Source organism: Herbiconiux dendrobii, assembly GCF_052048175.1.
Lineage (GTDB): Bacteria > Actinomycetota > Actinomycetes > Actinomycetales > Microbacteriaceae > Herbiconiux.
This window is the reverse complement of sequence record NZ_JBLZQV010000003.1, coordinates 180226-206758: the sequence shown is the minus strand read 5'-3', so window position 1 is coordinate 206758 and position 26533 is coordinate 180226. Positions and strand designations below refer to the sequence as shown.

At 66.7% G+C, this 26533-nt stretch carries 25 protein-coding genes and 1 pseudogene; 19 read left to right on the top strand and 7 right to left on the bottom strand.

The genetic code is table 11. The features are described 5' to 3' along the window. Positions 1-428 precede the first annotated feature (428 nt). From ACN4JJ_RS09900 to ACN4JJ_RS09885, 4 genes are all read left to right on the top strand, one after another. The gene (locus ACN4JJ_RS09900) at positions 429-1394 is read left to right on the top strand and encodes a bifunctional DNA primase/polymerase (RefSeq protein ID WP_440709743.1); all 966 of its coding nucleotides are present in this window, start codon (positions 429-431) and stop codon (positions 1392-1394) included. After that, the gene (locus ACN4JJ_RS09895; RefSeq protein WP_440709742.1) at positions 1391-2488 is read left to right on the top strand and encodes an AAA family ATPase; all 1098 of its coding nucleotides are present in this window, start codon (positions 1391-1393) and stop codon (positions 2486-2488) included. Before ACN4JJ_RS09900 ends, ACN4JJ_RS09895 begins: the two co-directional genes overlap by 4 nt. A 225-nt stretch (positions 2489-2713) precedes the next feature. Next, a complete protein-coding gene (locus tag ACN4JJ_RS09890) occupies positions 2714-3286 on the top strand; it encodes a hypothetical protein (protein ID WP_440709741.1) in 573 nt (190 codons plus the stop codon). Further along, on the top strand, positions 3283-4599 hold the full coding sequence (locus tag ACN4JJ_RS09885) for a PIN-like domain-containing protein (protein WP_440709740.1): 1317 nt from the start codon (positions 3283-3285) through the stop codon (positions 4597-4599). The genes ACN4JJ_RS09890 and ACN4JJ_RS09885 overlap by 4 nt, the downstream gene beginning before the upstream one ends. Here the strand turns inward: ACN4JJ_RS09885 and ACN4JJ_RS09880 are convergent. From ACN4JJ_RS09880 to ACN4JJ_RS09865, 4 genes are all read right to left on the bottom strand, one after another. Continuing rightward, a complete protein-coding gene (locus tag ACN4JJ_RS09880) occupies positions 4596-5219 on the bottom strand; it encodes a recombinase family protein (RefSeq protein WP_440709739.1) in 624 nt (207 codons plus the stop codon). The genes ACN4JJ_RS09885 and ACN4JJ_RS09880 overlap by 4 nt on opposite strands. Further along, entirely contained in the window at positions 5216-5602 is a 387-nt protein-coding gene (locus ACN4JJ_RS09875) for a hypothetical protein (RefSeq protein WP_440709738.1), read from the bottom strand. Before ACN4JJ_RS09875 ends, ACN4JJ_RS09880 begins: the two co-directional genes overlap by 4 nt. Positions 5603-5907: 305 nt before the next feature. Beyond that, a complete protein-coding gene (locus ACN4JJ_RS09870; RefSeq protein WP_440709737.1) occupies positions 5908-6144 on the bottom strand; it encodes a hypothetical protein in 237 nt (78 codons plus the stop codon). 50 nt (positions 6145-6194) lie between these two features. Next, the gene (locus tag ACN4JJ_RS09865; RefSeq protein ID WP_440709736.1) at positions 6195-7697 is read right to left on the bottom strand and encodes a recombinase family protein; all 1503 of its coding nucleotides are present in this window, start codon (positions 7695-7697) and stop codon (positions 6195-6197) included. Between ACN4JJ_RS09865 and ACN4JJ_RS09860 the strand changes: the two genes are divergently transcribed. From ACN4JJ_RS09860 to ACN4JJ_RS09845, 4 genes are all read left to right on the top strand, one after another. Next, on the top strand, positions 7626-8378 hold the full coding sequence (locus tag ACN4JJ_RS09860) for an ATP-binding protein (RefSeq protein ID WP_440709735.1): 753 nt from the start codon (positions 7626-7628) through the stop codon (positions 8376-8378). The genes ACN4JJ_RS09865 and ACN4JJ_RS09860 overlap by 72 nt on opposite strands. Continuing rightward, positions 8375-9871, top strand: coding sequence for a DNA-processing protein DprA (gene dprA, locus ACN4JJ_RS09855; protein ID WP_440709734.1), 1497 nt, complete (start codon positions 8375-8377; stop codon positions 9869-9871). The genes ACN4JJ_RS09860 and dprA overlap by 4 nt, the downstream gene beginning before the upstream one ends. Before the next feature lie 77 nt (positions 9872-9948). Next, a complete protein-coding gene (locus ACN4JJ_RS09850; protein ID WP_440709733.1) occupies positions 9949-10845 on the top strand; it encodes a phosphodiesterase in 897 nt (298 codons plus the stop codon). 215 nt (positions 10846-11060) lie between these two features. Then, a complete protein-coding gene (locus ACN4JJ_RS09845) occupies positions 11061-11981 on the top strand; it encodes a tyrosine recombinase XerC (RefSeq protein WP_440709732.1) in 921 nt (306 codons plus the stop codon). A 248-nt stretch (positions 11982-12229) separates the two neighbouring features. Here ACN4JJ_RS09845 and ACN4JJ_RS09840 read toward each other — a convergent pair whose 3' ends face one another. From ACN4JJ_RS09840 to ACN4JJ_RS09830, 3 genes and pseudogenes are all read right to left on the bottom strand, one after another. Next, positions 12230-12634: a VOC family protein gene (locus ACN4JJ_RS09840; RefSeq protein ID WP_440709731.1), complete on the bottom strand. Its 405-nt coding sequence runs from the start codon at positions 12632-12634 to the stop codon at positions 12230-12232. 9 nt (positions 12635-12643) lie between these two features. Continuing rightward, a complete protein-coding gene (locus ACN4JJ_RS09835) occupies positions 12644-13129 on the bottom strand; it encodes a helix-turn-helix transcriptional regulator (protein WP_440709730.1) in 486 nt (161 codons plus the stop codon). 169 nt (positions 13130-13298) lie between these two features. Beyond that, a pseudogene (locus tag ACN4JJ_RS09830) lies at positions 13299-13880 on the bottom strand (murein hydrolase activator EnvC family protein); the annotation flags it as partial. A gap of 138 nt (positions 13881-14018) precedes the next feature. On the opposite strand from ACN4JJ_RS09830, the gene ACN4JJ_RS09825 reads away from it, so the two are divergent. The 11 genes from ACN4JJ_RS09825 to ACN4JJ_RS09775 all read left to right on the top strand — a co-directional run bounded on the left by ACN4JJ_RS09825 (position 14019) and on the right by ACN4JJ_RS09775 (position 26530). Continuing rightward, positions 14019-15578, top strand: a complete 1560-nt coding sequence (locus tag ACN4JJ_RS09825; RefSeq protein ID WP_440709729.1) for a sugar porter family MFS transporter — start codon at positions 14019-14021, stop codon at positions 15576-15578. A 191-nt stretch (positions 15579-15769) separates the two neighbouring features. Continuing rightward, positions 15770-16795, top strand: a complete 1026-nt coding sequence (gene rpsB / locus ACN4JJ_RS09820; RefSeq protein ID WP_440709728.1) for a 30S ribosomal protein S2 — start codon at positions 15770-15772, stop codon at positions 16793-16795. Between the two features lie 93 nt (positions 16796-16888). Further along, complete coding sequence (gene tsf, locus ACN4JJ_RS09815; protein ID WP_440709727.1) at positions 16889-17716, top strand: translation elongation factor Ts; 828 nt, start codon at positions 16889-16891, stop codon at positions 17714-17716. Positions 17717-17854: 138 nt separating this feature from the next. Beyond that, on the top strand, positions 17855-18577 hold the full coding sequence (gene pyrH, locus ACN4JJ_RS09810) for a UMP kinase (RefSeq protein ID WP_440709726.1): 723 nt from the start codon (positions 17855-17857) through the stop codon (positions 18575-18577). A gap of 77 nt (positions 18578-18654) precedes the next feature. Then, positions 18655-19209 (top strand): ribosome recycling factor, encoded by a 555-nt coding sequence (frr, locus tag ACN4JJ_RS09805; protein ID WP_291048999.1) that lies wholly within the window; start codon positions 18655-18657, stop codon positions 19207-19209. A gap of 70 nt (positions 19210-19279) precedes the next feature. Beyond that, a complete protein-coding gene (locus ACN4JJ_RS09800) occupies positions 19280-20182 on the top strand; it encodes a phosphatidate cytidylyltransferase (RefSeq protein WP_440709725.1) in 903 nt (300 codons plus the stop codon). Between the two features lie 27 nt (positions 20183-20209). Beyond that, positions 20210-20767: a DivIVA domain-containing protein gene (locus ACN4JJ_RS09795; RefSeq protein ID WP_440709724.1), complete on the top strand. Its 558-nt coding sequence runs from the start codon at positions 20210-20212 to the stop codon at positions 20765-20767. A 184-nt stretch (positions 20768-20951) separates the two neighbouring features. Next, positions 20952-22571 (top strand): ABC transporter substrate-binding protein, encoded by a 1620-nt coding sequence (locus tag ACN4JJ_RS09790; RefSeq protein WP_440709723.1) that lies wholly within the window; start codon positions 20952-20954, stop codon positions 22569-22571. Positions 22572-22648: 77 nt separating this feature from the next. Further along, positions 22649-23734 (top strand): ABC transporter permease, encoded by a 1086-nt coding sequence (locus ACN4JJ_RS09785; RefSeq protein WP_440709722.1) that lies wholly within the window; start codon positions 22649-22651, stop codon positions 23732-23734. 1 nt (position 23735) lies between these two features. Then, the gene (locus tag ACN4JJ_RS09780; RefSeq protein ID WP_440709721.1) at positions 23736-24782 is read left to right on the top strand and encodes an ABC transporter permease; all 1047 of its coding nucleotides are present in this window, start codon (positions 23736-23738) and stop codon (positions 24780-24782) included. After that, a complete protein-coding gene (locus tag ACN4JJ_RS09775; RefSeq protein ID WP_440709720.1) occupies positions 24779-26530 on the top strand; it encodes a dipeptide ABC transporter ATP-binding protein in 1752 nt (583 codons plus the stop codon). The genes ACN4JJ_RS09780 and ACN4JJ_RS09775 overlap by 4 nt, the downstream gene beginning before the upstream one ends. Positions 26531-26533 lie beyond the last annotated feature (3 nt).

Here is a 26533-nt window from a genome sequence, read left to right as displayed (position 1 = left end):
CCTGCTCTTGATGAGGCTCCCGCGACTGAGGCAATTCCTCACATGCGGAGAGTCTGATGACACGCTTTGGCGTTCAACCAGCTCGACAGGCGCTACTTGACGAACGCTGGAGCGTTCGAGCGGCTGCAGAGCAAATCAATGTTCCTTTGCTGCACCTCAAGCGGGTGCTCAACGGCGAGGTGGTTCCGTCTGGACCGGTTCGCGACCGCCTTCCGGCCCTACTTGGGCGCCCTCTTTCAGAGCTGTTCACCGGAGCCGCGCTGGCAAGCCAGTATCAGCCATATCTGGGTCCAGGGGGTCGCAGCCGCGCTAATGCGGATTGGCTCGATGTTGGCGGTGCGAAGTGAACACGCAGCCTGCACTCGACATTTCAGATGAAGTCATTGATCGCTTAGTTGCGTTCGTTCGAGCTACGGAGGTGGCTGACAATGACGACTAGATCGAACTCGGAGGACGTGGCCTCGTATGACCACGCCCACCGAGCTCCCGAAAGAACACCAGCCGCTATCGACTCTATCGAGTTAACCTCACCCTTGTCGGCTTGGGCAGGCGTTTACGCCGCATTGGGCTTCGCCGTTCATCCGCTTGTTCCCGGCAGAACGACACCGCTGCTAAAGGGCTGGCCGGCTGCGGCTACCGACGATTCAGAAGTCGTTCGTGACTGGTGGAGGCTGTGGCCTGATGCCAACATCGGCATTGCAACTGGTGCCAGCGGCCTGCGAGTCATCGACGTAGACGTAAAGAACGACCCGGACGGCACCAGTGGCTATAAGTCGCTCATCGAGTTTGAGCGGCAGCATCCTGATTTCGACGTGAGTCACGCGCCGCTGGTGCGCACGCCGTCTGGCGGCAGTCACATCTACCTGACAACGGCAGACCCGGTGATGACTCGCATCGGGTGGCTGCCCGACGTCGATCTGCTAGCCGATGGAAACCGCTTTGTGGTCGCGCCGCCCTCTGTTCGTGTCCATTCGAACCGCGAGCGGTCGTACAGGCTCGTACGTGGGTCGTTCGCTGCCATCCCCAGAATGCCAGGCGGCCTTCTCGGAGGATATAGGTCACCGGTGCCACAATCCGGTAGGTCCGCCTACAAAGGGCCCGAGGGAGGCGAACAGACCCTGATCAGCGACAGTCTCGCGTTGGGTTCTGGTCTAGTGCCGAGTACGCGGAACATTTCGATGTATCGGCTGACATGCCGTTGGTGGGCTCGGTATGGGACCCACAACGCCGCGGCGGTCTGGACTCTTGCTCGCGCGGTCTGGCTCCTAACCCCTGATCGAGCGAGCTTCCCGTGGTCGGAAGTTGAAGGCCTAATCGAAGGCTCGCGCCGCTTCATCGCAGAGCAAGACGAATCCCACCACGATACGGTCGTCGCTCTGAGGTGGACTTCGTGAGCGCCGATCCTACGTCGTTGAGCGATGGCGATATCGTGCGGTTGGCGCGCGAGATCATTTCGCTACCAAGCGGCGATCAACCAGGAAGAAGGAATGAGCGCGCCCCCTTGAGGCAAGCGCAGGATCGTCTCCTGGGTGGCGGAAACTTCGTCCTAGATCAGCCAGAGTCGATACCTGCCCTATGGGGCGAGGGCGATCGGGTTCTTTGGGCGGAAGGCGAAGGGCTGATGATTGCCGGGAAGCAGGGTCTCGGCAAGACGACGATCGCCCAGCAGCTGGTGTTGGCTCGCGTTGGAGTGCGACCTCCCACCTTCCTGGGGCTCCCTGTTCAGCAGTCTGATGGCCGGACGCTTTACCTAGCGATGGACCGTCCAAGTCAGGCCGCGCGTTCGATGAGGCGCATGGTGAGCGAGGGTGACCGCGAACGGCTGAACGATCGTCTCCTTATCTGGAAGGGGCCACTACCGGTCAACGTGACGCTCGGGGCCTCTGTGTGGGCCGATTGGGTCGAAGAGCAGGGCTCGGACGTCGACCTTGTCGTAGTCGACTCCCTAAAGGACCTTGCGCCTGGGCTTACCGACGACGCAACCGCGTCCGGTATCAATTCAGCGTGGCAGGAGTTGATAACTCGCGGGGTGCAGGTTGTTGTGCTTCATCACGAGCGAAAGACGGCAGGCGGCAGTAGCCACGAGACGGCGCTCGACTCGATCTACGGCTCCACCTGGTTGACCAGTGGGCTCGGGTCTGTGCTGGCCCTGTCGGGCCGCGCTGGTGACTCCGAGGTCAAGCTGCACCACTTGAAGCAGCCCGGAGCGGAAGTCGGGCCGTTAGCACTCACTCACGACCACCGCCTTGGTGTCACAACGACGACGCGCGAGGTTTCGATTGAGCAGGTATTCGGGGAAGCGGATGGTCCGATGACAATCGCACAGATCGCTATCCGGTTAGGATGCAGCTCGGCCACAGCAACCCGACGGATTAAGGGACTTGTCGAGGCAGGGCGCGTTTCGAAGGCAGCCGCAGCAACGCAGACATCGGGAGGTAAAGTAGCCGCGACTTACGCATGGTGCCGGCAGTCGCCTATGTGGTCGTAGCCCAAAATCACTCCATTTCGGTGGCCCAGTTGCATAGCCCTCCGCCATCCCCGCCCATCGCGACACGGTGGCTCCCGAGATGGTTGAATTCGCGGGAGAAAGCCCATGTTCAAAGCCCACCTCCAAGCAGGAACCACTCGATCAGAGGCCCCCACCTGCAACCCCCCGCTATCTAAATAGCGGGGGGTGCAACTTGGCCTGCACATCTGTTGATAAGTTGACCGGATGGGGGAAATAGCAAATGCAGTAGTGATCGGTGTTCTTCTCACATTCTTGCCGTGGCTCGGAACGCGCCTGCTTCCATTAGCGCGTTGGAGGAGGCGTCTGAACGCTGACATTGAGACATTGAAGGGGTTGCCCGAGGATTCCGATGTGCACTGGGAGTATGGACTGCTCGTGCAGCGGCAGGCTAAGCGAATCATTGAATACGAGAACAACACGAAGGTGCCAGACCACCTTCTTGCGGCCGGAGCGTTGACGGTGGTGGGCGTCGTCAACGCACTACTGGTGCTGACTATCTCCCAAGCACTGCAGTCGACCGACGGCGACATATTCGCCGTCGTTGGAGCTAATTGGGTGCCTCTCTTCGTCGTCCTCCTGCTTTCCACAATCTATGTCGTCTTAGTTTCGACTGGGTTCTTTCGCGTGAAACCACTTAGCAAATTAGACCCGGGTCCGAGGACCGCGCGTCCCACTAATAAGGACAGCGCTCAAACGAATACAGAGCCGGTGATTGCCGTGTCGGTTCACTCGGCGTTCACGACTATCCGGGGATCGGCAAAGAAGAGCGCCAAATGAGAAATCTCTTTCGCGGCTACTACACGCCGACAGAAGAAGAGCTGGCCGACATTTGGAGCAGAGGCCTGATCGTCCTTGATACGAACGCCTTGCTCAACTTGTTTCGCTACACCGACAGCACTCGCGACGACTTTTTGCTTGTCTTGCAAGCTCTGGCGGAGCAACTCTGGATTCCTCACCAAGTCGGGCTCGAATTCCAAAGACGTCGCCTTGGAGTGATCGAGGATCAGGCTAAGGCCTACGACGAAATCGACAACGCCATCAAGGCGGCGTCCAACGGCATCTTGAAAGCACTGCAGGGCTATCGGCTGCACCCATCCCTGGATAAGGGGGCGACGACAGAGCTGCTCGACAACAGCATGAAAGCAATCACCGACGCAGTCGAGAAGTCGCGTGAAGACTATGAGGCGCGGGTTGCGGACGGCGCGAATGAGCGCGTCTTCGACACGGTGACAACCCTCTATGAGGGCCGCGTTGGTGAATCGACGGACGTGGAGACTCTGAAAGCACTTTACGTTGAAGGGGCGCAGCGATACGCCGAGAAGATTCCACCCGGATACGAAGATAAAGACAAGCCCGAACCGAACCGCTATGGGGATCTGGTCCTGTGGCGGCAGTTAATTGCCCACGTCGGGAACGTCAAGCAGCCCGCTTTATTCATCACCGACGATGGCAAAGAAGACTGGTGGTACCGCGTCAAGGGTAAGACCCAGGGCCCCAGGGTCGAACTCGTGGACGAATTCTTCGAGGCCTCGGGTGAGCGCGTGCACTTCTACTCGCCAGACCAATTTTTGCGCTTCGCAAAGACCAGGCTCGAACTGACGGTGAACACCACCTCCGTGCGGGAAGTTGAGCTGGTATCTCGGGAGCGGGCGGAATCAGAGCGGGCGCTCCTTCTGTACCAGTTGGACATGCTGAATCGTGACCGGTCCGAGTTGGTCCACAAGCCTCCCGTTCTAGATTTTGCTCCTATGGAGGCGGAGTACCTCAGCGAGAGGGTCGCAGCGGAGAAACGCTTGATGCGCTTGCGGGAGATTGAAGAGCGCCTCGAGGCCGAACTGGCCCACACCTCTGCTCCGAATGAGAAGGAAGATCTGCGTCGACGCCTACATGACCTCAAGCTGGAAAGGCGAATGGTCAGGGATCAGTTCGAGCGTCACGGGGACAATCTTCACAGGTGGCAGAACGAGGAGCGTCCGCTCGTTGAAAGGGACAGCGCCAGACTGAGACACCAAAGAATTCGTGACCTCGAAATCGAAATTGCAGAGCTACAGCAGGCCCTCTCCGCGTTGGACAAGAGCACTCGGAGCTAGTCTCGCTTGCGGTAACAGACGGATCGAATTGTGCTGGGATACCAGGCGTTGCCACTACCGGCCACTCGTACCTGATCATCATTGAGGCCGGATGCAATCGCAGCCAAGGTTCGACCGGCGGCACGCTCATCCAAGATGCGCTGCTGAGTCGCGGGTTCCATCACGACTGGCCGACCCAGCTTCTTGCCCTGCCGGCGAGCGACGGCCAGGCCTTCCCTCGTGCGCATGCCGATCATCTGTCGTTCCCACCTCGACACCGAGGCCATGATGTTGGCGACAAGTTCGCCGGTCGGGGTGGTGGTGTCAATGCCAAGGTCTATCGCCACCACGCCCCATCCCTGCTTGCTGGCTGTCTCTAGCAACCTCGCGAAGTCGGCCAGACTGCGGCTGAGGCGGTCAAGCTTCGACACTACGAGGGCTGCGGCCTCCCGACTTTTGAGGATGGCCAGGGCGCGGCTGATGCCGGGACGGTTGATGTCCTTGCCAGATCGGCCCGCATCCTCGATGTACTCGACCTCCCAGCCTCGCCGCTCTGCTTCGGCTGCAATAGCGGCGCGCTGGGCTTCGATGCCGTAATCCTGGCCGACGGTCGATACCCGGAGGTAGCCGACCACCTTCACTCGGCAGCCTCGAGGCGGTTGTCGACCAGCCATGCCTGGATCGCCTTGAGGTTGTTCCCGAAGGCCGCGATATCGGACAGAGCCGCCTGGTAGCCCTCCTGGTGCTTGGTCAGCGCCTTGGCCGTCGTGGTCTTGGCCGGTCGCAGGTCGGGGTGAACGGCGTAGAGAACGCCAGTGGGAATGGAGCCCGCATCTTTTGGTGTGCCGACCTCGAACCAGGCGAGGATCTCGCGGAGCGCGGTCACCGTGAAGCTGGTCGGACCGGTGTAACCCTTGTCCTTGAGGATCGCGAGCGCTTCGACTCGGCTAGGAGCCCTGGTGGTTTCGACGGCTGCGGCTTCGTCGACTGCGGCGGTCGGCTTGGTGCTGGTGGCGTTCGACATGGCGTCTCTCCTTCACGCCTGAGTAACTCTCAGGCTTCGATCAGTCAACTCACAGATAAGTTGACAGATCGAATTGAAACAGGCGGGATGGCCGATGTAAATCGCAAATACATAAATCGCTCGATTGGTGTATTTCGGGAGGCTGGTTCGTCATCTCAGCACGTGAGTTCGGCTGGACGGTCGATCCTGCAACAGGGGATTGCCGACGTCCCAGAGGCCGGTTTCTACGTCACCGCCGAGGCAGTCTCTGTCGTGGGTGCGTCTGCAAAACCACCACCACGGTCAATCAGATGGTTGTGTCCTGCCTAGGCGCGGATGGGGTTGTCGTTCCCCCAGGCGACGAAAGCGTCAAAGGCTGCTTCGACAGTCGGCTGATCCTTGAACTTGACGTTCGTATCGGCATCGACCCAGATGAACTGCGGCTTCGTCGCCCAAGTGCCGTCATCGTTGCGCGTGAAGTCCGCGAGAACCTGCTCGAACTTGTCGGACGTCGCTACGTAGTTCGAGTCGTCGAGCTTTTCGAGCCGGAAATGAATTGCCACGTCTTGCCTCCGTCGTCATTAAACGAGGCGAGCATATCGAGTTCCTGGACCTAAACGACGATTGTGACGCGCTCGGTCATCACGCGATTGATGTGCGCTTGACGCCGAGTCTCATACTCCCCATCCGACTCGCTACCGCGTCGAGGTAGGCCGAACGGTACGCCCTTCGGATATGGGCCGACCTCGATACGACGCACGGCCAGACGCATGAAGTTTCGTCGGCGCATCGGCGGCCAGGACTCCCAGTCGAGTCCGTCGGCGATCGCGTCCGTCATTACGGTGGAGCCAAGCAGGTCGTTGATCTTCCGCTCTATCGCTTCAAGCTCCGACTTGATGCGCTCGACGTGCGTCCGGTAGTGCGGCTCATCAACGTTACCCATGATCCAGGCGTCGTTCAGTCGTCGCTGTTGCTCGACCAGATCTGCGCGGTCGACCTCAAGCTTCGTGATCTTCGCGTCGTTGTCAGGGTCCGGCTCAGCCAGTCGCTGATTCCATCGCGGGTTTGCTTTGAGCGCTGCCACGACGGTCTCGAAGACGTAGCGTTCCAGGTTCGTGTGGTCGACGGTCACGCGCCCGCATGCGTCTGGGCCGTTGACCTTCTTGTTGCAGCCCAGACTCGGCTTGCCGTGATGGCTGGCCGTGATGAGGCGGTGGCCGCAAACCGCGCACACAGTGAGACCGCCTCCCATCGAATACTTGCCGCCGCGAACGCCGGGGGAGTGGGTGACCTTCCGGGCGGGATCGGTGAAGACACGCTGTAGACGGTCGAAGGTGCGCTGATCGATGACCGGCTCCCATCCCTTCACGCCCTGAATCCGCTTCCCGTTCTGATCCCGGATCGTGGTCTCACCCAAGAGGGAGCGATTAGTCAGAATGGCTCGAAGGTTCGTGTTGCGCCAATGCTTCCCGCCGCGCGTGGTCAGGCCTCGGCTGTTCCAGTCGTTCGCGATGCTTTGCATGCTGTCGCCCGCCAGAATGCGCTTAGCGGCATCCTCGATGCGGACTACCTCAGGCGGGTGAGGAACAAGGGTTCGCTGTCCGGGACGATCGCCCTCTGCCACGTAGCCATAGGGAACCGCGCCACCATGCCAGCGCCCGCTCTTGGCTCTCTGTTTGACCGATTCACGGATGCGCTCGGACGTGCGCTCCGCTTCTGCCGCATCCCATGCGGCCACCGTGATGCCGAGAGCACGCCCCTCCGCCCTGCCGAGGTCGACATCGGAAGAGGCGACCGTATGGATAACGATGCCGTTCGACTTGAACAGGTCTATCAAGTCGATGAACTCACGAGGCCGTCGTGTGAGACGGCTGTTCGAGTAGGCGAGGATCGAGTTGAATTCGCCCAGGCGTGCTCGCTGCAACATTTGATCAAATTGTGGCCGTGGCTTGGTGGAGTTGGTTGATGCTGAGATGTCGTTGTCGATGAAGATGCCGACCACGGAGAACCCGAGTTTCGCCGCAAGTTCCTTACATAGATCCTCTTGCCTCTGCACTCCGAGCTCGCGGCCCTCTCGATCCTTCGAGATGCGGGCGTAAATTGCCGCTGTCTTCATCGTCCGTCCTCCTGCGTCGAAATCGACTGTAGCTCAGGTTGTAATTTTGGATGTGTTGTTGAGGCACCCGAGTTCCCGAGCTCCGTGCTCGACACGCTCCGGCAGCCGCTGGAGTCGGGAACGATCACGGTGCACCGGGCCAACGCGATCGCGCACTTCCCGGGCCGGTTCCAGTTGGTGCTGGCGGCGAACCCGTGCCCCTGCGGTCAGTACGGCACCTCCGACATCGTCTGCGTCTGCACGCCGATGAACCGGCGGCGCTACCTGGGGCGGCTCTCCGGCCCTCTGCTCGACCGGATCGACCTGCAGTTGCGGGTCAACCGGGTCACGGCGGGGGCGATCCGGGTCGGAGCCGATGAGCCCTCCGGGGTCACCACGGCCCAAGCGCGAGCCCGGGTCGAGCAGGCCCGTGCGGTCGCCGGTGCCCGGCTGGCGTCCACACCCTGGAAGACCAACGCCGAGGTACCGGGATCCTGGTTCCGCGACGGCCGGCGCCGACTGCCTGGCGCGACGACCGCAGCCATCGACCGTGCGCTCGAACGCGGCACGATCACCATGCGCGGCTACGACCGCGTGCTGCGGGTCGCCTGGACTCTCGCCGATCTCGACGGCGGCGATTCGGCTCCCACACGGGAGCACGTCGGCTGGGCGCTCTTCCTCCGTAAGTCGGTGAACGCATGATGATCCATCAGCTCGACCGCACCGTGGTTCGCGAGCTCGTGACCGCCGTCGTCGGTCCCGTGAGGGGTGGGGAGCGGCACGACGCCGGCGTGTCCGCCGCCGCAGACCGCCCACCCGTTTCCGAGGAGGTCCCGGCGGTGGAGGCAGGTGACGATGCCACGGTCTCCCGGCTGTTCGCCACGGCGAGCTGGTCGACGATCGCCGAACCGGGCGACGGCGTGGCCGGCGCGGTCGTCGCGGCCCTCGGTGCCGACCGGGCTCTCTCGATGCTGCTCGAGGGCCGGCCCGCGAAAGCGTGGTTCGAGCTGCTCGAGAATCCGCACGCGGTCGAGTCGCACGATCACGACCCGAGTCCGATGTCGGAGGGCCGTGCCAGGGGGAGCGGTGCCGGGTTGAGCGATGGCGGTGGGAGCGATGCCGGTGGCAGCGAGACAGGCGACCCCGGCCTCGGCTGCCTCGGCGGGCTCGGCGGTTCGAGCCCGGTCACGCGGGCCGACCTGGCGGCCGCGCTTGAGCGCTGGAGGCCGCGGCTGTCGTCGCGACTGGTGGTCGAAGCCCTGAAAGGCGCGAGACGGTGCGGTGCACGGATGCTGGTTCCCGGAGATCCGGGATGGCCGCGGGGCTTCGCCGACCTCGGCCACCACGCGCCTCTCGCCCTGTGGGTGCGGGGCTCGATCACGGCTCTCGACCGGCGGGGAGGATCGATCGCGGTGGTCGGCTCACGCGACGCCACGTCCTACGGCGAACACGTCGCGATGGATCTCGGTGCCGGCCTGAGCGATCGGGGCTTCACCGTGGTGTCGGGCGCGGCCTACGGCATCGACGGCATGGCCCACCGGGCCAGCCTCGCGAGCCGGGGCACTACTGTCGCGTACCTCGCCGGGGGAGTCGACCGGCTCTACCCGGCCGCCCACCACGACCTGCTGCTGCGGATCGCGGCCACCGGGGCGGTCGCCTCGGAGCTGCCCTGCGGATCGGCGCCCACGAAGTGGCGATTCCTGCAGCGCAACCGCCTGATCGCGGCGGCGAGCGACGCCACCGTCGTCGTGGAGGCCGGCCGGCGCTCCGGCTCGCTCAACACGGCGGGTCACGCCGCCGCGCTGGGGCGGCCGATCGGCGCGGTGCCCGGTCCGGTGACGAGCGTCAGTTCGGAGGGCTGTCATCGGCTGCTGCGGGAGTACGACGCCGTGTGCGTCACCTCGGCGGCCGACATCGTCGAACTCGTGCTCGGTTCCGTCTCGCGCTCCGGCGAAGGGCTGTTCTCCCGTTCCGGTGAGGGGCTGGCGGTTCGCGAACCCGGACGCGCCGAGGGCGCCGCGAGGGATCCCGATGTGACACGGCTGCTCGACGCTCTCAGCCGCCGAACGCCTCGCAGTGTGGCCGAGCTCGCGCGGCTCAGCGGGCTGTCAGGGCGCACGGTCGCCGTCACGCTCGGACTGCTTGCCGTCGAGAACGGTGTGCGGGAGGAGGTGAAGGGATGGCTTCGTGCCTGATCCGTCACTGTTCCTTGATCCGTCACTGTTCACCGTCCGGCCGCTCGCCGTAGACGGGGGTCTGGAAGACTGAGGTCATGTCCCAGTACGGCGAGCCCCTGCACACGATCATCCACATCAGCGACACCCACTTCCTGGCCGGCGAGAAGCCGCTGTACGGGGCGGTCGACACGGATGCGACGCTCACGCAGGCGCTGCGGCAACTGGAGGCGTCGGGCATCCGGCCCGAACTGCTCGTGTTCACGGGAGACATCGCGGATCTCGGCGAAGACGACGCCTACCGGCGCATCCGGGGCATCGTGGAGCCGGCGGCGGCGCGGCTCGGGGCGCAGGTGCTGTGGGTGATGGGCAACCACGACGACCGGGCTCGGCTGCGCACGGAGCTGCTCGACCAGGCGCCGAGCACCGAGCCGGTCGACGCGAGCATCCGGCTCGGCGGGCTCCGGGTGATCGCGCTGGACACCAGCGTCCCGGGATACCACCACGGTGAGCTCACGGAGGATCAGCTGTCCTGGCTCCGGGCCGAGCTCGCGCAGCCGGCGCCGGAGGGCACGATCATCGCTCTGCACCACCCGCCGATTCCGACGACGATCCCGCTGATGCCGATCCTCGAGCTGCAGCGGCAGAACGAGCTGGCGGCGGCCATCTCGGGCACCGACGTGCGGGGCGTGATCGGAGGCCATCTGCACTACTCCACCCACAGCACCTTCGCGGGGGTTCCGGTCTCGGTGGCGGCCGCCACCTGCTACACGATGGATGTCGCGGCCGAGCGCGGGCGCCTGACCGGCGTCGGCGGCGGACAGTCGTTCTCCATCGTCCACGTCTACGACGACCGGATCGTGCACTCCATCGTGCCGATCGGCGATTTCCCGCAGGTCTCGGGCTTCGACAACGAGTTCGTCGACCGCGTCTACGCCCTCCCGGAAGACGAGCGGCGCGAGGCCTTCTCCCGTCAAGTTCCCCCCACCGCCTGACCGGCATCGGGAGTGCCCGCAGGCACCGTCGTCGCGAACGCCGCCGTCGCGTACGCCGTCGGCGCCTCACCCCTGCGGTTCGCCCGACCGATCGACGGCCGCCGGCGATCAGAATCGACCGGCCGGGGCTCGGCGGATCGAGTCGGACTCAGCGGATCCGCCCGGCGTCAGCGGGGCGGGGGAGCGCACCAGCGATGGCGCGGCATGCTGGGAGGATGGAGATCTCGGCGGCTCGGGAGGAGTACGAGCGGTACCTCAGGCTGGAGCGCGGGTACTCGGCGCACACGGCGCGCTCGTACGGGTCCGATCTCGCCGATCTCGAGCGGTTCGCTGCGGCGCGAGGGGTGACCGGCGTCGGCGGGCTCGACTTGGAGCTCTACCGGGACTGGCTCTGGGAGGCGTCGCAGCGCGAACTGGCCAAGGCCACGCTCGCTCGACGGTCGGCGTCGGTGAAGGCCTTCTCGGCGTGGCTTCGCCGCAGCGGACACATCGAGGTCGACGCGGCCGTGAGGCTCCGCGCCCCGAAGCCGGAGCGCACACTGCCCCGGGTACTCTCGAACGACTCGATGGCGGGCCTGCTCGAGGTGTTGCAGGCGCGGGCAGCCGAAGGCGATCCGGTGGCGCTGCGCGATCTCGCGGTGGTGGAGACGCTGTACGCCTCGGCACTGCGCGTCTCCGAGCTGGTGGGCATCGATCTCGACGACCTCGATCTCGACCGCCGCACCGTGCGAGTCGTGGGCAAGGGGTCGAAAGAGCGGATCGTGCCCTTCGGGCAACCGGCCGCCCTCGCCCTCACCGACTACCTCGCCCGCAGCCGGCCGCCGCTGGTCGCGCGCCAGGTCGGCGGCGGTGCTCATGCCCGAGCACTGTTCGTCGGGGTGCGCGGGGGCAGGCTCGGCACACGGTCGGTGTACCAACTCGTCGCTCGGCTGCTGGAGAGCGTGCCGGGGAGCGGCCCGGCCGGGCCGCACGCCCTGAGGCACACCGCCGCCACCCACCTGCTCGATGGTGGTGCCGACCTGCGCGCGGTGCAGGAGATGCTCGGCCACGCGAGCCTCGGCACCACCCAGATCTACACCCACGTGACGGTCGAGCGCTTGCGCTCCTCCTATCAGGCGGCACACCCCCGCGCTTGACGACGGATCGCCCGCCCGCGAGGCGAGCAACGCGCACCGCGCGATCCCGCGTCGGTCCCCTCAGGAACGCGCCGGCCGCGCGACCTCGCGTCGGCCGCCCCCGCGTCGGCAGCCAGCGCCGCCACCTGCCGCGAGCGAGTCGTCGCGCGACAGGGGTCGCGCGCTTGCGGGTCCGATGAGCGTCCGACGGCCGACGCGTGCGGCCTCGGCGTGCCGCGGACACGTGGCTCGCGGCGGTGGGGGCGGGTTCAGGCCTGGCTGATGCGCACCATGTTGCCGGCCGGGTCTCGGAAGGCCGCGTCACGGACGCCCCAGGGCTGGTTCGTGGGCTCCTGGATGATCTCGGCGTTGCCGGCGGCGCGCACCTTCTCGAAGGTGGCGTCGAGGTCGTCGGTGCGGAAGAGCGGGCCGGGCAGCTCGCCCTTCGCGAGAAGAGCCGCGATCGCCTCGCCGTCCTCTTTCGAGTGGCCCGCCTGCGGCTGCGAGAGCACCACCTCGATCTCGGGCTGCGACGGGGGCGTGAGCGTGATCCAGCGGAAACCGTCGTTCTCGACCTCGTAGCGGAGTTCGAGACCGAGGGTGTCCCGATAGAACGCGAGGGCCGCATCCGGGTCGTCGACGAGCACGTGCACGTGGCTGAGTGAGATTGTCATGGCACGACGCTATTGCGTGGCCGCCACCAGCGCTTCTTCGATTCTGCTCGATCGGCGATCGCTCGTGTCGGCCGATTCGCCGGCCGGCTGTTCGCGGCCACGACGCGGACGCCCCAGCACCATGGCGGCGCAGCTGGGCACCACCGCGAAGTCGTCGTGCGAGCGGGCGCGGTACGCGCTCGGGGTCTCGCCCACGATCTCGGTGAAGCGCGAGCTGAACGAGCCGAGGCTCGTGCAGCCCACCGCGAAGCACACCTCGCTCACGCTCAGGTCGCCCCGGCGGAGCAGGGCCTTTGCGCGCTCGATGCGTCGCGTCATGAGATGCGCATAGGGCGTCTCGCCGTAGGCCTCGCGGAAGCGCCGACTGAAGTGCGCGGTCGACATCAGCGCCCGGCGGGCGAGCACCGGTACGTTCAGCGGCTCGGCGTACTCGCGGTCCATCAGATCGCGTGCTCGGCGCAGGAGTCGCAGCTCGTCGAGATCCGGGGATGCCATGCCCCCATTGTGCACCCGGGGGAGCGGCCACGACCGGGTCGGCCCGTGTCGGCGGTGATGCCGACACCGCCAACGATGCCGATGCCGACACCGCCCCGGATGCCGATGCCGCCGGGGGCAGCAGCACGGCCCGGGGCACGCCGTCGATGAGCAGCCGCGGATTGATGTACTCGCCGTTCCGCCGCACGCCCACATGCACGCATCCGGAGCCGCAATGCCCGCCCGACGCCGTCACCCCGAGCGGATCACCGGCAACCACCGACTGCCCCACGGCGACCGACGTCAGCACCGGCTCGATGCTCGAGCGATATCCGTCCCCGTGCTCGACGGCCACCAGCGGCCTGGCCCCCACCACGCCCGCGAACACCACCGTGCCGGCGCTCATCGCCCTCACCGGGCTTCCCGGAGCAGCCGCGAGGTCGGCGCCGCGGTGCCCTGCGGCGTACCGCGTCGCCGGTGCCCGGTACTCGGCCGTCACCGAGACCGGCTCCGCCACCGGCCACCGCCAGCCCGTACGCGCGGCTACGTCCGCAGACCCGGTACCGGCCGAGGCCGCCTGTCCGGCGAATACCGGAGTGACCGCCAGAACGGCCGGGAGAAGCAATGCCACCGCCAACGCCCCGAGCGCCGCCACCCGGTCCCGCACCGCCCCGGATGCCGCCCTCGCCGCTCCATCCGCCGGGACGAGCCCACCGCGCCGGGACCGCCGCGACCGCCGCAACCACCACCGCCACCGCCGAAAACCGTTCATACCCACCACTGTCGGCGGCATCCGCAGGCCCGAACGAAACACCGCCACGATTGTGGACGAACCGTGCCAGGATCGGAGTTGTGGAGAAGTGGACACGCACCCCCCTCTCCCGGCACGATCGGCACGAAGGAGTCCGAAATGACATCCACTGACCCCGGATCCGGATCCACGCCCGCCAAGGCCGCCGGTAAGGCCTCCTCCTCTTCCCCGGGAGCCGCCGACGACCACCAGACCTCCAAGCGCCTGCGCCGCAAAGTCATCGCCCTCTCGGTGGCGGCGGCGCTCGGCGGCTTCCTCTTCGGCTTCGACTCCTCCGTGATCAACGGCGCCGTCAAGGCCATCGACGAAGACTTCGCCCTCGGCGACCTGCCGCTGCTCTCCGGCTTCGTCGTGGCCGTCGCCCTGCTCGGCTGCGCAGTGGGCGCCTACTTCGCCGGCCGCATCGCCGACCGGATCGGCCGCATCCCCGTGATGCTGATCGGCGCCGGCCTCTTCCTCATCTCCTCGATCGGATCGGGCTTCGCCTTCGCCGTCTGGGACCTCATCGCGTGGCGCTTCATCGGCGGCCTCGGCATCGGCATCGCGAGCGTGATCGCCCCGGCCTACATCGCCGAGATCGCCCCGAAGGCCGTGCGCGGCGCCCTCGCCAGCCTGCAGCAGCTGGCCATCACCCTCGGTATCTTCGCCGCCCTGCTCAGCGACACCCTCCTGCAGGGCGCGGCCGGCGGCGCGAACGAGCCGCTCTGGTTCGGTCAGGACGCCTGGCGCTGGATGTTCATCGCCTGCGCCGTTCCCGCCATCGTCTACGGCCTGCTCGCCTGGCGCCTGCCCGAGAGCCCGCGCTACCTCGCCGGCAAGGGCAAACGAGAGGATGCGCACGACGTGCTCGCCAGCGTGATGCCCGCGAACGAGGTCGACAACGCCCTGAAAGAGATCGAAGACGGCATCAAGTTCGACAAAGAGAACGCCCGCACGGCGAGCCTTCGCGGCAAGATGTTCGGCCTTCTCCCCGTGGTCTGGGTGGGCATCCTGCTGTCGATGTTCCAGCAGCTGGTGGGCATCAACGTCATCTTCTACTACTCCACCAGCCTCTGGAGCTCGGTCGGCTTCGACACCACGAACTCCGGCACGAGCTTCACCATCTCGGTCGTGACGAGCATCATCAACGTGGCCGTCACCTTCGTGGCCATCTTCTTCGTCGACAAGATCGGCCGCCGACCGCTGCTGCTCACCGGATCGGCCGGCATGGTCGTCTCGCTCGGCCTGATGGCCGTCGCCTTCTCGCAGGCCGTGGTGACGGATGGCGGCACCCCGCAGCTTCCCGGTGCCTGGGGCCCGCTGGCCCTCGTGGGCGCGAACCTCTTCGTCATCTTCTTCGGCGCCACCTGGGGCCCGATCGTCTGGGTGCTGCTGGGCGAGATCTTCCCCAACCGGATCCGCGGCAAGGCGCTCGGCATCGCCGCCGCGGCGCAGTGGCTCACCAACTTCGCCATCACCGAGACCTTCCCGGCGCTGTCGAGCTTCTCGCTGGCCTTCACCTACGGGCTCTATACGTTCTTCGCCCTGGTGAGCTTCTTCTTCGTGTTCTTCGCGGTGCCCGAGACGAAGGGGCGCTCGCTGGAGAGCATGGACGACCTCAAGGTGGTGCGCGGCCAGGCCGCCCGCGACGCGAAGGCGGAGCGTCTCGCGCGCACGTAGCCGCCGGGCCCTGGCCCCGTGACGCGGGTGGTATAGTTCTCGGAGCACCCCGCTCGTCGGGGTGACTTCGCGTGCCCTCCGTGGCGCAGCATCCGATCGGTCCCTCTCGCATGAGAGCGCCGGATGCGCGCCGGGCACCAGGCTCCGCGGCCATCGTCGCGGAAGACAACCGAGAACAAAGGAGAACGGCCATGGCCGTCGTCACCATCCGCCAGCTGCTCGACAGCGGCGTTCACTTCGGGCACCAGACCCGCCGTTGGAACCCGAAGATGAAGCGATTCATCTTCACCGAGCGTTCCGGCATCTACATCATCGACCTGCAGCAGTCGCTGGGCTACATCGACAAGGCCTACGACTTCGTCAAGGAGACGGTCGCCCACGGCGGCACCGTGCTCTTCGTCGGCACCAAGAAGCAGGCTCAGGAGTCCATCGCCGAGCAGGCGACCCGCGTGGGCCAGCCCTACGTGAACCAGCGCTGGCTCGGTGGCCTCCTCACCAACTTCCAGACGGTCTCCAAGCGCCTCGCGCGCATGAAGGAGCTCGAGGAGCTCGACTTCGAAGACACCGCCAAGAGCGGTTTCACGAAGAAGGAACTCCTCATCAAGAAGCGCGAGCTCGACAAGCTGCACAAGTCGCTCGGCGGTATCCGCAACCTCACCAAGACGCCGAGCGCGCTGTGGGTCGTCGACACCAAGAAGGAGCACCTCGCGATCGACGAGGCCAAGAAGCTGGGCATCCCGGTCATCGGCATCCTCGACACCAACTGCGACCCCGACGAGGTCACCTACCCGATCCCGGGCAACGACGACGCGATCCGCTCCGTCGCCCTGCTGACCCGCATCGTGGCCGACGCCGCCGCCGAGGGCCTCATCCAGCGCCACCAGAAGCCCGAGGAGACCGGCAACGTGTCGGCCGTCGAGCCGCTGGCCGAGTGGGAGCGCGAGCTGCTGCAGGCCTCCGAGAACCCGCAGAGCGAGGCCGAGAAGATCGAGGCCGTCGACGGCGAGATCTCCGGTGAGGTCGACACCGCGGCCGTGGCCGAGGTAGTCGCCGCCGAGGTCCCCGTCGAGGAGAACGACGCCGACGCGGCCGCTGCCGCCGATCTGGCCGAGATCACCGACGAGTCGCTCGTGGTCGAGCACCAGGTCATCTCCGACGAGGCCGCCGAGGCCAAGCTCGAGGCCGAGGCGACCGACGCCGAGAAGGCCGCCAAGTAGTCACCCACTACGTCATCCCGCCGTCACCGCGGTGATGTAGCGTGCGCTCTCGTAACGGGAGCGCACGCGACGAATTCAAGGAGTTTGAACAACATGGCAACAATCAGCCTGGCTGATGTCAAGGCGCTGCGCGAGCAGCTCGGAACCGGCATGGTCGACACCAAGAACGCCCTGGTCGAGGCCGACGGCGACATGGAGAAGGCCGTCGAGATCCTGCGTCTCAAGGGTGCGAAGGGCAACGCGAAGCGTGCCGACCGCTCCACGAGCGAGGGCCTCGTCGCCGCGAAGGAAGGCGACGGCGCTGCGACGCTGATCGAGCTCGCCTGCGAGACCGACTTCGTCGCGAAGGGCGAGAAGTTCATCGCCCTCGCCGACAAGGTGCTCGAGGCCGCGTTCGCCGCCGGCGCGTCGACCGTCGAGGAGGCCCTCGCTGCCCCCGCCGACGGCAAGACCGTCGCCGACGTGATCAACGACGAGGCCGCCATCCTCGGTGAGAAGATCGAGCTGCGCCGCATCTCGCGTCTCACCGGCGACGCCTTCGAGATCTACCTGCACAAGACCTCCAAAGACCTGCCCCCGCAGGTCGGCGTGGTCGTGGCGTACACCGGATCCGACGCCGAGACCGCTCGCAGCATCGCGCAGCACATCTCGTTCGCCGACCCGCAGTACCTCGCTCGCGAAGACGTGCCCGCCGAGGCCGTCGAGAAGGAGCGCGCGATCGTGACCGAGATCTCGAAGAACGAGGGCAAGCCCGAAGCGGCTCTGCCCAAGATCGTCGAGGGTCGCGTCACCGCCTTCTTCAAGCAGGTCGCCCTGCTCGAGCAGGACTACGCGAAGGACAACAAGCTCTCCGTGTCGAAGGTGCTGGCCGACGCCGGCATCCAGGTCACCGGCTTCGCCCGCTTCAAGGTCGGCGCGTAGCAGATCCCGTAGTGGACCAGAGCACCGGATGGGGCTCGGATCGATCGATCCGGGCCCTTTTCCCTGCCCGGGCGCGCCCGTGAGGCGCGCCGGAACCCGATAGCCTGGGCACAGGCATGACGAGAGGATGCATCACGGATGTCGGAGCCGGAACAGAAGCGAAGAGTACTCCTGAAACTGTCCGGTGAGGCGTTCGGTGGCGGCGCCCTCGGCGTGAACCCCGACGTGGTGAGCGGCCTGGCCCGCGAGATCGCCGAAGCGGCCCGCGAGGTCGAGGTCGCGATCGTCGTCGGCGGCGGCAACTTCTTCCGCGGCGCCGAGCTGTCGCTGCGCGGCATGGACCGCGGGCGTGCCGACTACATGGGGATGCTCGGCACCGTCATGAACGCCCTCGCCCTGCAGGACTTCCTCGAGCAGGCCGGCGCCGAGACCCGCGTGCAGAGCGCCATCTCGATGACCCAGGTGGCCGAGCCGTACATCCCGCGCCGCGCCATCCGGCACCTCGAGAAGGGCCGCGTCGTCATCTTCGGCGCCGGTGCGGGCCTGCCCTACTTCTCCACCGACACGGTCTCCGCCCAGCGCGCGCTGGAGATCCACGCCGACGAGGTGCTGGTGGCCAAGAACGGCGTCGACGGCGTGTACTCGGCCGATCCGCGGCTCGATCCGGATGCCGTGAAGCTCGACACCCTCACCTACAACGACGCCCTGGTGCAGGGCCTGAAGGTGGTCGACTCGACCGCCTTCAGCCTCTGCATGGACAACGGCATGCCGATGCACGTGTTCGGCATGGAGCCGGCCGGCAACGTGGCGAAGGCCATCCGCGGCGAGCGGATCGGCACCCTCGTGGCCACGTCCCACTGAGTTCCGCCGAGCGGCGGCGGGCTCGCCCGAGCCCCACTGACTACACTGAAGAGCACGAACCACCGAAGGAGATCCCTGTGATCGCGGATGTACTGGCGGATGCCACCGACCGAATGAACAAGGCCGTCGAGGTCACCAAGGACGACTTCTCGAGCGTGCGCACCGGGCGTGCGAACCCGGCGATGTTCCAGAAGATCCTGGTCTCCTACTACGGCACCCCGACGCCGCTGGAGCAGCTCGCCTCGCTGCAGAACCAGGAGGCGCGCACCCTCCTCGTGACGCCCTACGACAAGAGCGCGCTGCGCGACATCGAGCAGGCCATCCGCGACGTGCCGAACCTCGGCGCCCAGCCGAACAACGACGGCACGATCATCCGCGTCACCCTGCCCGACCTCACCGAGGAGCGCCGCAAGGAGTACGTGAAGATCGTGCGCACCAAGGCCGAAGACGGCAAGGTGTCGATCCGCAACATCCGCCGCAAGGCCAAGGACGACCTCGACGCGCTGAAGAGCGAGGTCGGCGACGACGAGGTGGCGCGCGGCGAGAAGGAGCTCGAGGTCATCACCAAGAAGTCCGTCGACGCCGTCGACGACGCCCTGAAGCGCAAGGAAGCCGAACTCCTCGAGGTCTGACCTCGATCGGCCGAGAATGAGCCACGAACCGGGTCCCAGCCGGACGCCCCCTACCCGGCGGCCGCGCTCGTTGTCGCGCGCCGACATCCAGGCGCAGGTGCGGGCGCGCAAAGAGCAGTTCGACGAGGCCAACGAGAAGATCACGGCCCGCTCGGGCCGCAACCTCGTGTCCGCGATCCTGATCGGCGTCGTGCTCGCCGGCGTCATGGTGCTGAGCCTGGTGCTGCTGAAGCAGGTGTTCATGGTGGTCGCCGTCATCCTGGTGGCCTTCGGCACGCTTGAGCTGGCGAACGCGCTCCGGCACGCGAACATCCACGTGCCGCGCATCCCGACCGTGGCCGCGGGCGTCGCCATGGTGCCGGCCGCTTACTACTGGGGAGCCACCGGTCAGTGGCTCGTCGCCCTGGCCGGCATGCTGCTGGTGGCCCTCTGGCGCCTGGCGGAGGTGGCCTTCCTTCCGCCACGGCCGAACGGCGTCGGCGTGCTGCGGGACTTGGCGGCGGGCACCTTCGTGCAGGTCTACGTGTCGTTCCTCGGCAGCATCGCCGTGCTGCTGGCGGCCCAGGAGGGCGGCCAGTGGTGGGTGCTGGCTTTCATCGTCACCGTGGTGCTGGTGGATGTCGGGGCGTATGCCACGGGGCTCAACTTCGGCAAGCATCCGATGGCCCCCACCATCAGCCCCAAGAAGACCTGGGAGGGCTTCGCGGGAGCCGCGGTGGCCGCCCTGATCGGCGGCGTGCTGCTGGCGGTGTTCATGCTCGGCCAGCCCTGGTGGTTCGGGTTGATCTTCGGTGCCGTGATCACCTTCACCGCCACCGTCGGCGATCTGTGCGAGTCGCTGCTGAAGCGCGACATCGGCATCAAGGACATGAGTTCGTGGCTTCCGGGGCACGGCGGATTCCTCGATCGGCTGGACTCGATCCTGCCCTCGGCGGCCGCCGCCTACGTGCTCTGGGTGGTCTTCGCAGGCTGATCCGGCGCCTACTGGCACAATAGAGCCGTGACCGTACCGTTCCCCCGCACCCGAAACTCGAGCCTCGGCTACGACGTGGCCGAGGTCGACGACTTCTTGATGAAGGCCCGCCAGGCCTACGACGAGCGCGACGCCGCTGCGGCGGGCGAGGTGCTGACCGCCGAGGTGGTGCGCACCACGGCCTTCTCGATGGAGAAGGGCGGCTACTACCCTCCGGCGGTCGACGCGGCCCTGGAACGGCTCGAGGATGCTTTCGCACTCCGGGAGCGCGACCGCGCCTACCAGGCGGTGGGCGACGCGGCCTGGTACGAGCAGACGCGTCAGCGCGCCGGGGAGATCTTGGCCCGCCTGGAGCGGCCCGATCGGGAGAAGTTCACCGGCGCCGGCTTCCTGCGGATGGGCTACCACCAGAAAGACGTCGACGCCTTCGCCGACCAGCTGGTGGAGTACTTCCGCGCGGGCGCGGCGGTCTCGGTGTCGGACGTGCGCACCGCGGTGTTCCGCTCGCGTCGCGGTGGCTACAGCGAGACCCAGGTCGACGCGGTGCTCGACGCGGTCGTCGACGTGATGCTCTCAGTGCGCTGATTTCGTGCGTGGTGCCGCAGAATCCTGCGTGAACATTTCGATCACGTAAAGATCCCTCATTTCGACCTGTACCCCGCTTGGGGCACGTCGTTCTGTGTGTTAACTATGTCTTCACAGCACACGCGAGTCGTCCGCGCATCGTCGCGCCCGGCACGCTCACACACAGGAAGAGGTTTCTGCGGATATGACATCCCCAACCCCATTCATCCGGCGCACTCTGGTGATCGCGGCCGGTACGGCCGCATTCGCCCTCGTTCTCAGCGGCTGCGCCGGTGACGGCGGCGGTTCCACCTCGGGCGACGCGCTGATCGTCGGCACCACCGACAAGGTCACCACTCTCGACCCGGCCGGCTCGTACGACAACGGCTCGTTCGCCGTGATGAACCAGGTCTTCCCGTTCCTGATGAACACCCCCTACGGCAGCCCCGATGTCGAGCCCGACATCGCCGAGAGCGCCGAGTTCACCGGCCCCACCGAGTACACCGTGAAGCTCAAGGAGGGTCTGACCTTCGCCAACGGCAACGAGCTCACCTCCTCCGACGTGAAGTTCAGCTTCGACCGCGACCTCGCGATCGCCGACCCCAACGGGCCGTCGTCGCTGCTCTACAACCTCGACAGCGTCGACGCGCCGGATGACCTCACGGTGGTGTTCAACCTCAAGAACCCCGACGACCAGGTGTTCCCGCAGATCCTCTCCAGCCCCGCCGGCCCGATCGTGGATGAAGACGTCTTCTCCGCCGACTCGATCACCTCCGACGAAGACATCGTCAAGGGCGAGGCCTTCGCCGGCCAGTACAAGATCACCAGCTACGACTTCAACAACCTGATCTCCTACGAGCCCTTCGACGGCTACAAGGGCGTTCTGCCGCCCGCCGAGTCGTCGATCAACGCCAAGTACTACGCCGACTCGTCCAACCTCAAGCTCGACGTGCAGGAGGGCAACATCGACGTGGCGTTCCGCAGCCTCTCGGCCACCGACGTCGACGACCTCTCGGGCAACGACGCGGTGAAGGTCTACGACGGTCCCGGCGGCGAGATCCGCTACATCACGTTCAACTTCAACACGCAGCCCTTCGGCGCCACCACGGCCGAGGCCGACCCGGCGAAGGCCCTGGCCGTGCGCCAGGCCGTCGCCGACCTGATCGACCGCGACGAGATCGCCGACCAGGTCTACAAGGGCACCTACACCCCGCTGTACTCCTTCGTTCCGGCCGGCCTCACCGGCGCCACCGAGGTGCTGAAAGACACCTACGGCGACGGATCGGGCGGCCCCTCGGTCGACAAGGCCACGCAGACCCTCACCGCGGCGGGCATCACCACCCCCGTCGAGCTGAACCTGCAGTACAGCCCCGACCACTACGGCCCCTCCTCGGGCGACGAGTACGCGCTGATCAAAGACCAGCTCGAGACCTCGGGCCTGTTCACGGTGAACCTGCAGTCGACCGAGTGGGTGCAGTACGCGAAGGACCGCACGGCCGACCTCTACCCGGCCTACCAGCTGGGCTGGTTCCCCGACTACTCCGACGCCGACAACTACCTGACGCCGTTCTTCCTCACCGAGAACTTCCTCGGCAACCACTACGACAACCCCGAGGTGAACGACCTCATCCTGCAGCAGGCCTCCACGGCCGACCCGGCCGAGCGCCAGTCGATCATCGAGGAGATCCAGACCAAGGAGGCCGCCGACCTGTCGACGGTTCCCTACCTGCAGGGCGCCCAGGTGGCCGTGGCGGGAACGGATGTCGGCGGGGTCACCCTCGACGCCTCGTTCAAGTTCCGCTACGCACCCCTGACCAAGGGATAGCTCGACCACACGGAAAGGGCGGCCGGATCACCGGTCGCCCTTTCCTGCGGCTTCCGACCCCGACCTGATTGGCAACGATGACAACGAGTCTGCTTCCGACCGACACCCCGTCGGTCGTCGCACCCAAGCCCAAGAGCGCCGGGGGAGGGCTGGGCCGCTACCTGCTGGTGCGGTTCCTGCTGATCTTCCCGACCATCTTCATCCTGGTCACCCTGGTGTTCGTGCTCATGCGCACGATCGGCGATCCGATCACCGCGGCGCAGGGCGGGCGGCTCACGGCCGACCAGCTGCAGGAGCGCATCCACGAGGCCGGCTACGACCGGCCCGTGCTGGTGCAGTACTTCGAATACCTGGGGCAGGTGTTCACCGGCAACTTCGGCAACACCATCAGCGACAACCGGCCCGTGACCGAGGTGCTGCTCACCTACGGCGGTGCCACCCTCGAGCTCGCGTTCTACGCGCTCATCATCGCCTTCATCGTGGGTATCCCGCTCGGGATGCTCGCGGCCGCCCACCGCGACAAGCTGCCGGATGCCGTGCTGCGCATCCTCGCCATCCTCTGGTACGCCACCCCCGTGTTCTTCGCGGGCATGCTGATGAAGCTCGTCTTCTCGGTCTATCTGCAGTGGCTGCCGGTGGCCGGGCGCGCGACCACCCGCACCGAACTCTCGATGCAGACCCTGCCGAACAAGACGGGCATCTACCTCGTCGACGCCATCCAGCTCGGTTCCCCGGCGGCGATCGGGGACGTGCTCGCCCACGCCGTGCTCCCCGGCATCACCCTCGGGCTGCTCACCGCCGGCGTCTTCCTCCGGCTCGTGCGCACCAACGTGATCGGTACCCTGGGCACCGACTACGTGGATGCCGCCCGCTCGCGCGGGGTGAGCGAGTTCCGGCTGGTGCGCAAGCACGCCTATCGGCCGGCGCTCATCCCGATCATCACGGTGATCGGCCTGCAGATCGCCCTGCTGCTGGGCGGTGCGGTGCTCACCGAGACCACCTTCGAGTGGAAGGGCCTCGGCTTCCAGCTGGCGGCCTACCTCGCGGCGCGCGACTTCGTGGCCGTGCAGGGGATCGTGGCGCTGCTGGCCGTGATCGTGGCCGTGACCAACTTCATCGTCGACGTGATCGCGGCGCTGATCGACCCGCGGGTGAGGTACTGAGATGACCACCGAGACCACCGCCACCGCTCCCGCGGAGGCCGCACCGCCCCGCAAGCCCTCCCTCGCGAGCAGGCTCCCCGTGCTGAAGCAGCTGCGCCAGAGCGTGGGCCTGCAGCGCGGGATGCTCATCACCGGCCTCATCCTCACCGCGATCTTCGTGCTGGTGGCCGCGTTCGCCCCGCTGATCGCCCCGTACGGCTTCGCGCAGCTGCGGGATGCCTCCGGCCCGTTCGGCGCGCAGCAGCCGCCGAGCGCCGCCCACATCATGGGAACGACCGTCGGCGGTTACGACGTGTTCTCGCGCGTGATCTGGGGTGCGCAGACCGCCATCCTGGTGATCGTGATCGCCGTGGTCTTCTCGATCATCGCCGGCATCCTGCTCGGCGTGGTCTCGGGCTACCTCGGCGGCTGGCTCGACCGCGTGCTCGTGGTCATCGGCGACGCCATCTACGCCTTCCCTTCGCTGCTCCTGGCCATCGTGCTGTCGATCGTGATCAGCGGCGGCCAGTCGAGCCTCTGGGGCGGCATCTTCGCGGCGGCGCTGTCGATCACGGTGGTGTTCATCCCGCAGTACTACCGGGTCATCCGGGCCGAGACCATCCGCATCAAGGCCGAGCCCTTCGTGGAGTCGGCGAAGATGCTCGGCGCCTCGACGCCGCGCATCATGTTCCGGCACGTTCTGCGCAACGCCACCCGCACGCTGCCGATCATCTTCACGCTGAACGCCTCCGAGGCGTTGCTGACCCTCGCCGGGCTCGGTTTCCTCGGTTTCGGCATCGAACCGACGGCCGCCGCCGAGTGGGGCTACGACCTCAACAAGGCGCTGTCGGACGTGACCAGCGGCATCTGGTGGACGGCCCTGTACCCGGGCCTCGCGATCGTGCTGGCCGTGCTCGGCATCACCCTGGTGGGCGAGAGCATGAACGACCTGGCCGACCCGCGACTGCGCGGGCGCAAGCGCGTGAAAGCGGTCGCCGGTGCCCCCTCGGCCTCCTCGGTCGATTCCTCCCTGCCCTCCGACGTCGAGATCCGCGAGGAGAACGCATGAGCACCACCCGCCCCGTCGTCACCATCGACGACCTCGCCATCTCGTTCGCCACGGATGCCGGTGCCGTGCGCGCCGTCGACGGGGTGAGCCTCACGGTGAACCGCGGCGAAGTTCTCGCCATCGTGGGTGAGAGCGGCAGCGGCAAATCCGTCACCGCCAAGTCGATCCTGGGGCTGCTGCCCGAGACCGCCACCACGAGCGGCGCCGTCGTGCTCTCGAACCGGGCCGGCACGGCCACGAACGACGTGGTGACCCTGAGCCCCGGTCAGCTGCGCGCGGTGCGCGGCTCCGACGTGTCGATGGTGTTCCAGGAGCCCTCGACGGCGCTCAACCCGGTGTTCACCGTCGGCTGGCAGATCGCCGAGGGATTGCGTGCGCACAGCGGGCAGCGGCTGTCCAAGGCCGAGGCGAAGCGGGAGGCGATCGAGATCCTGCGCAAGGTCGGCATCCCCGATCCGGAGACCCGCGTCGACCACTACCCGCACCAGTTCTCGGGCGGTCAGAAGCAGCGCGTCGTGATCGCGGCGGCGCTGGTGCTGAACCCCGGCCTGATCGTCGCCGACGAGCCCACCACGGCGCTGGACGTGACCGTGCAGGCCGAGATCCTCGAGCTGCTGCGCCGGCTGCGCGACGAGTTCGGCACGGCGATCGTGCTGATCACGCACAACATGGGCGTGGTGGCCGATCTCGCCGACCGGGTCGTGGTGATGTACCAGGGCAAGGTGGTGGAAGAGGCGGATGCGGCGACACTCTTCGCCAATCCCCAGGCCGACTACACCAAGCGGCTGCTTGCGGCCGTGCCGCGGATCGGCCAGGGCCGGTTGCGCACCGAGGAGCGGGCCCGGCAGCGGGCGCTGCGCACCGACGAGCACACGGCGGCCGGTACGAACGAGCAGACCGTGGTCGAGGCCTCGCACCTGATGATCGAGTACCCGGGCCGATTCGGCCGCAAAGCCTTCCGGGCCGTGAACGACGTGTCGTTCCGCATCGGCGCCGGCGAGGTGCTGGGGCTGGTGGGGGAGAGCGGATCGGGCAAGACCACGATCGGCCGGGCCATCGGCGGCCTCACCCGCATCTCGGGCGGCTCGCTGAAGGTGCTCGACTTCGAAATGCTCGGCTTCTCCGAGCGGCGCTTCAAGCCCCTGCGGGCCGACATCGGCTTCGTGTTCCAGGATCCGGCGGCCAGCTTCAATCCGCTGCTCACGATCGCCGACGCGGTGGCCGAGCCCCTGATCATCCACGGCCGGGCCGCCAACCCGGCAGCGGCCCGCAAGCGGGTCGACGAGCTGCTGGAGGCGGTGCAACTGCCCAAGAGCTACGGCGACCGCTTCCCGCACGAGCTGAGCGGCGGGCAGCGCCAGCGCGCGAGTCTGGCGCGCGGCCTCGCCCTCGAGCCGAAGCTGCTGATCGCCGACGAGCCCACTTCGGCCCTCGACGTCTCGGTGCAGGCCAAGGTGCTCGACCTGTTCGCCGAGCTGCAGCTCGAGCTGGGTTTCGCGGCCCTGTTCATCAGCCACGACCTCGCCGTGATCGACGTGCTGGCCGACCGGATCGCGGTGCTGTACCACGGCGAACTCGTCGAGGAGGGCACGGGTGCCGAGGTGCTCGACCACCCGAAGGACGCGTACACGAAGCGGTTGCTGGCCTCGCTTCCGGTGCCCGATCCGGCGCAGCAGGCGGAGCGCCGGCGACTGCTGGCGGCCTTGGAATCCGCTCCGACCTCGGAAGAACCCGCATCCATGGGCTAAAAT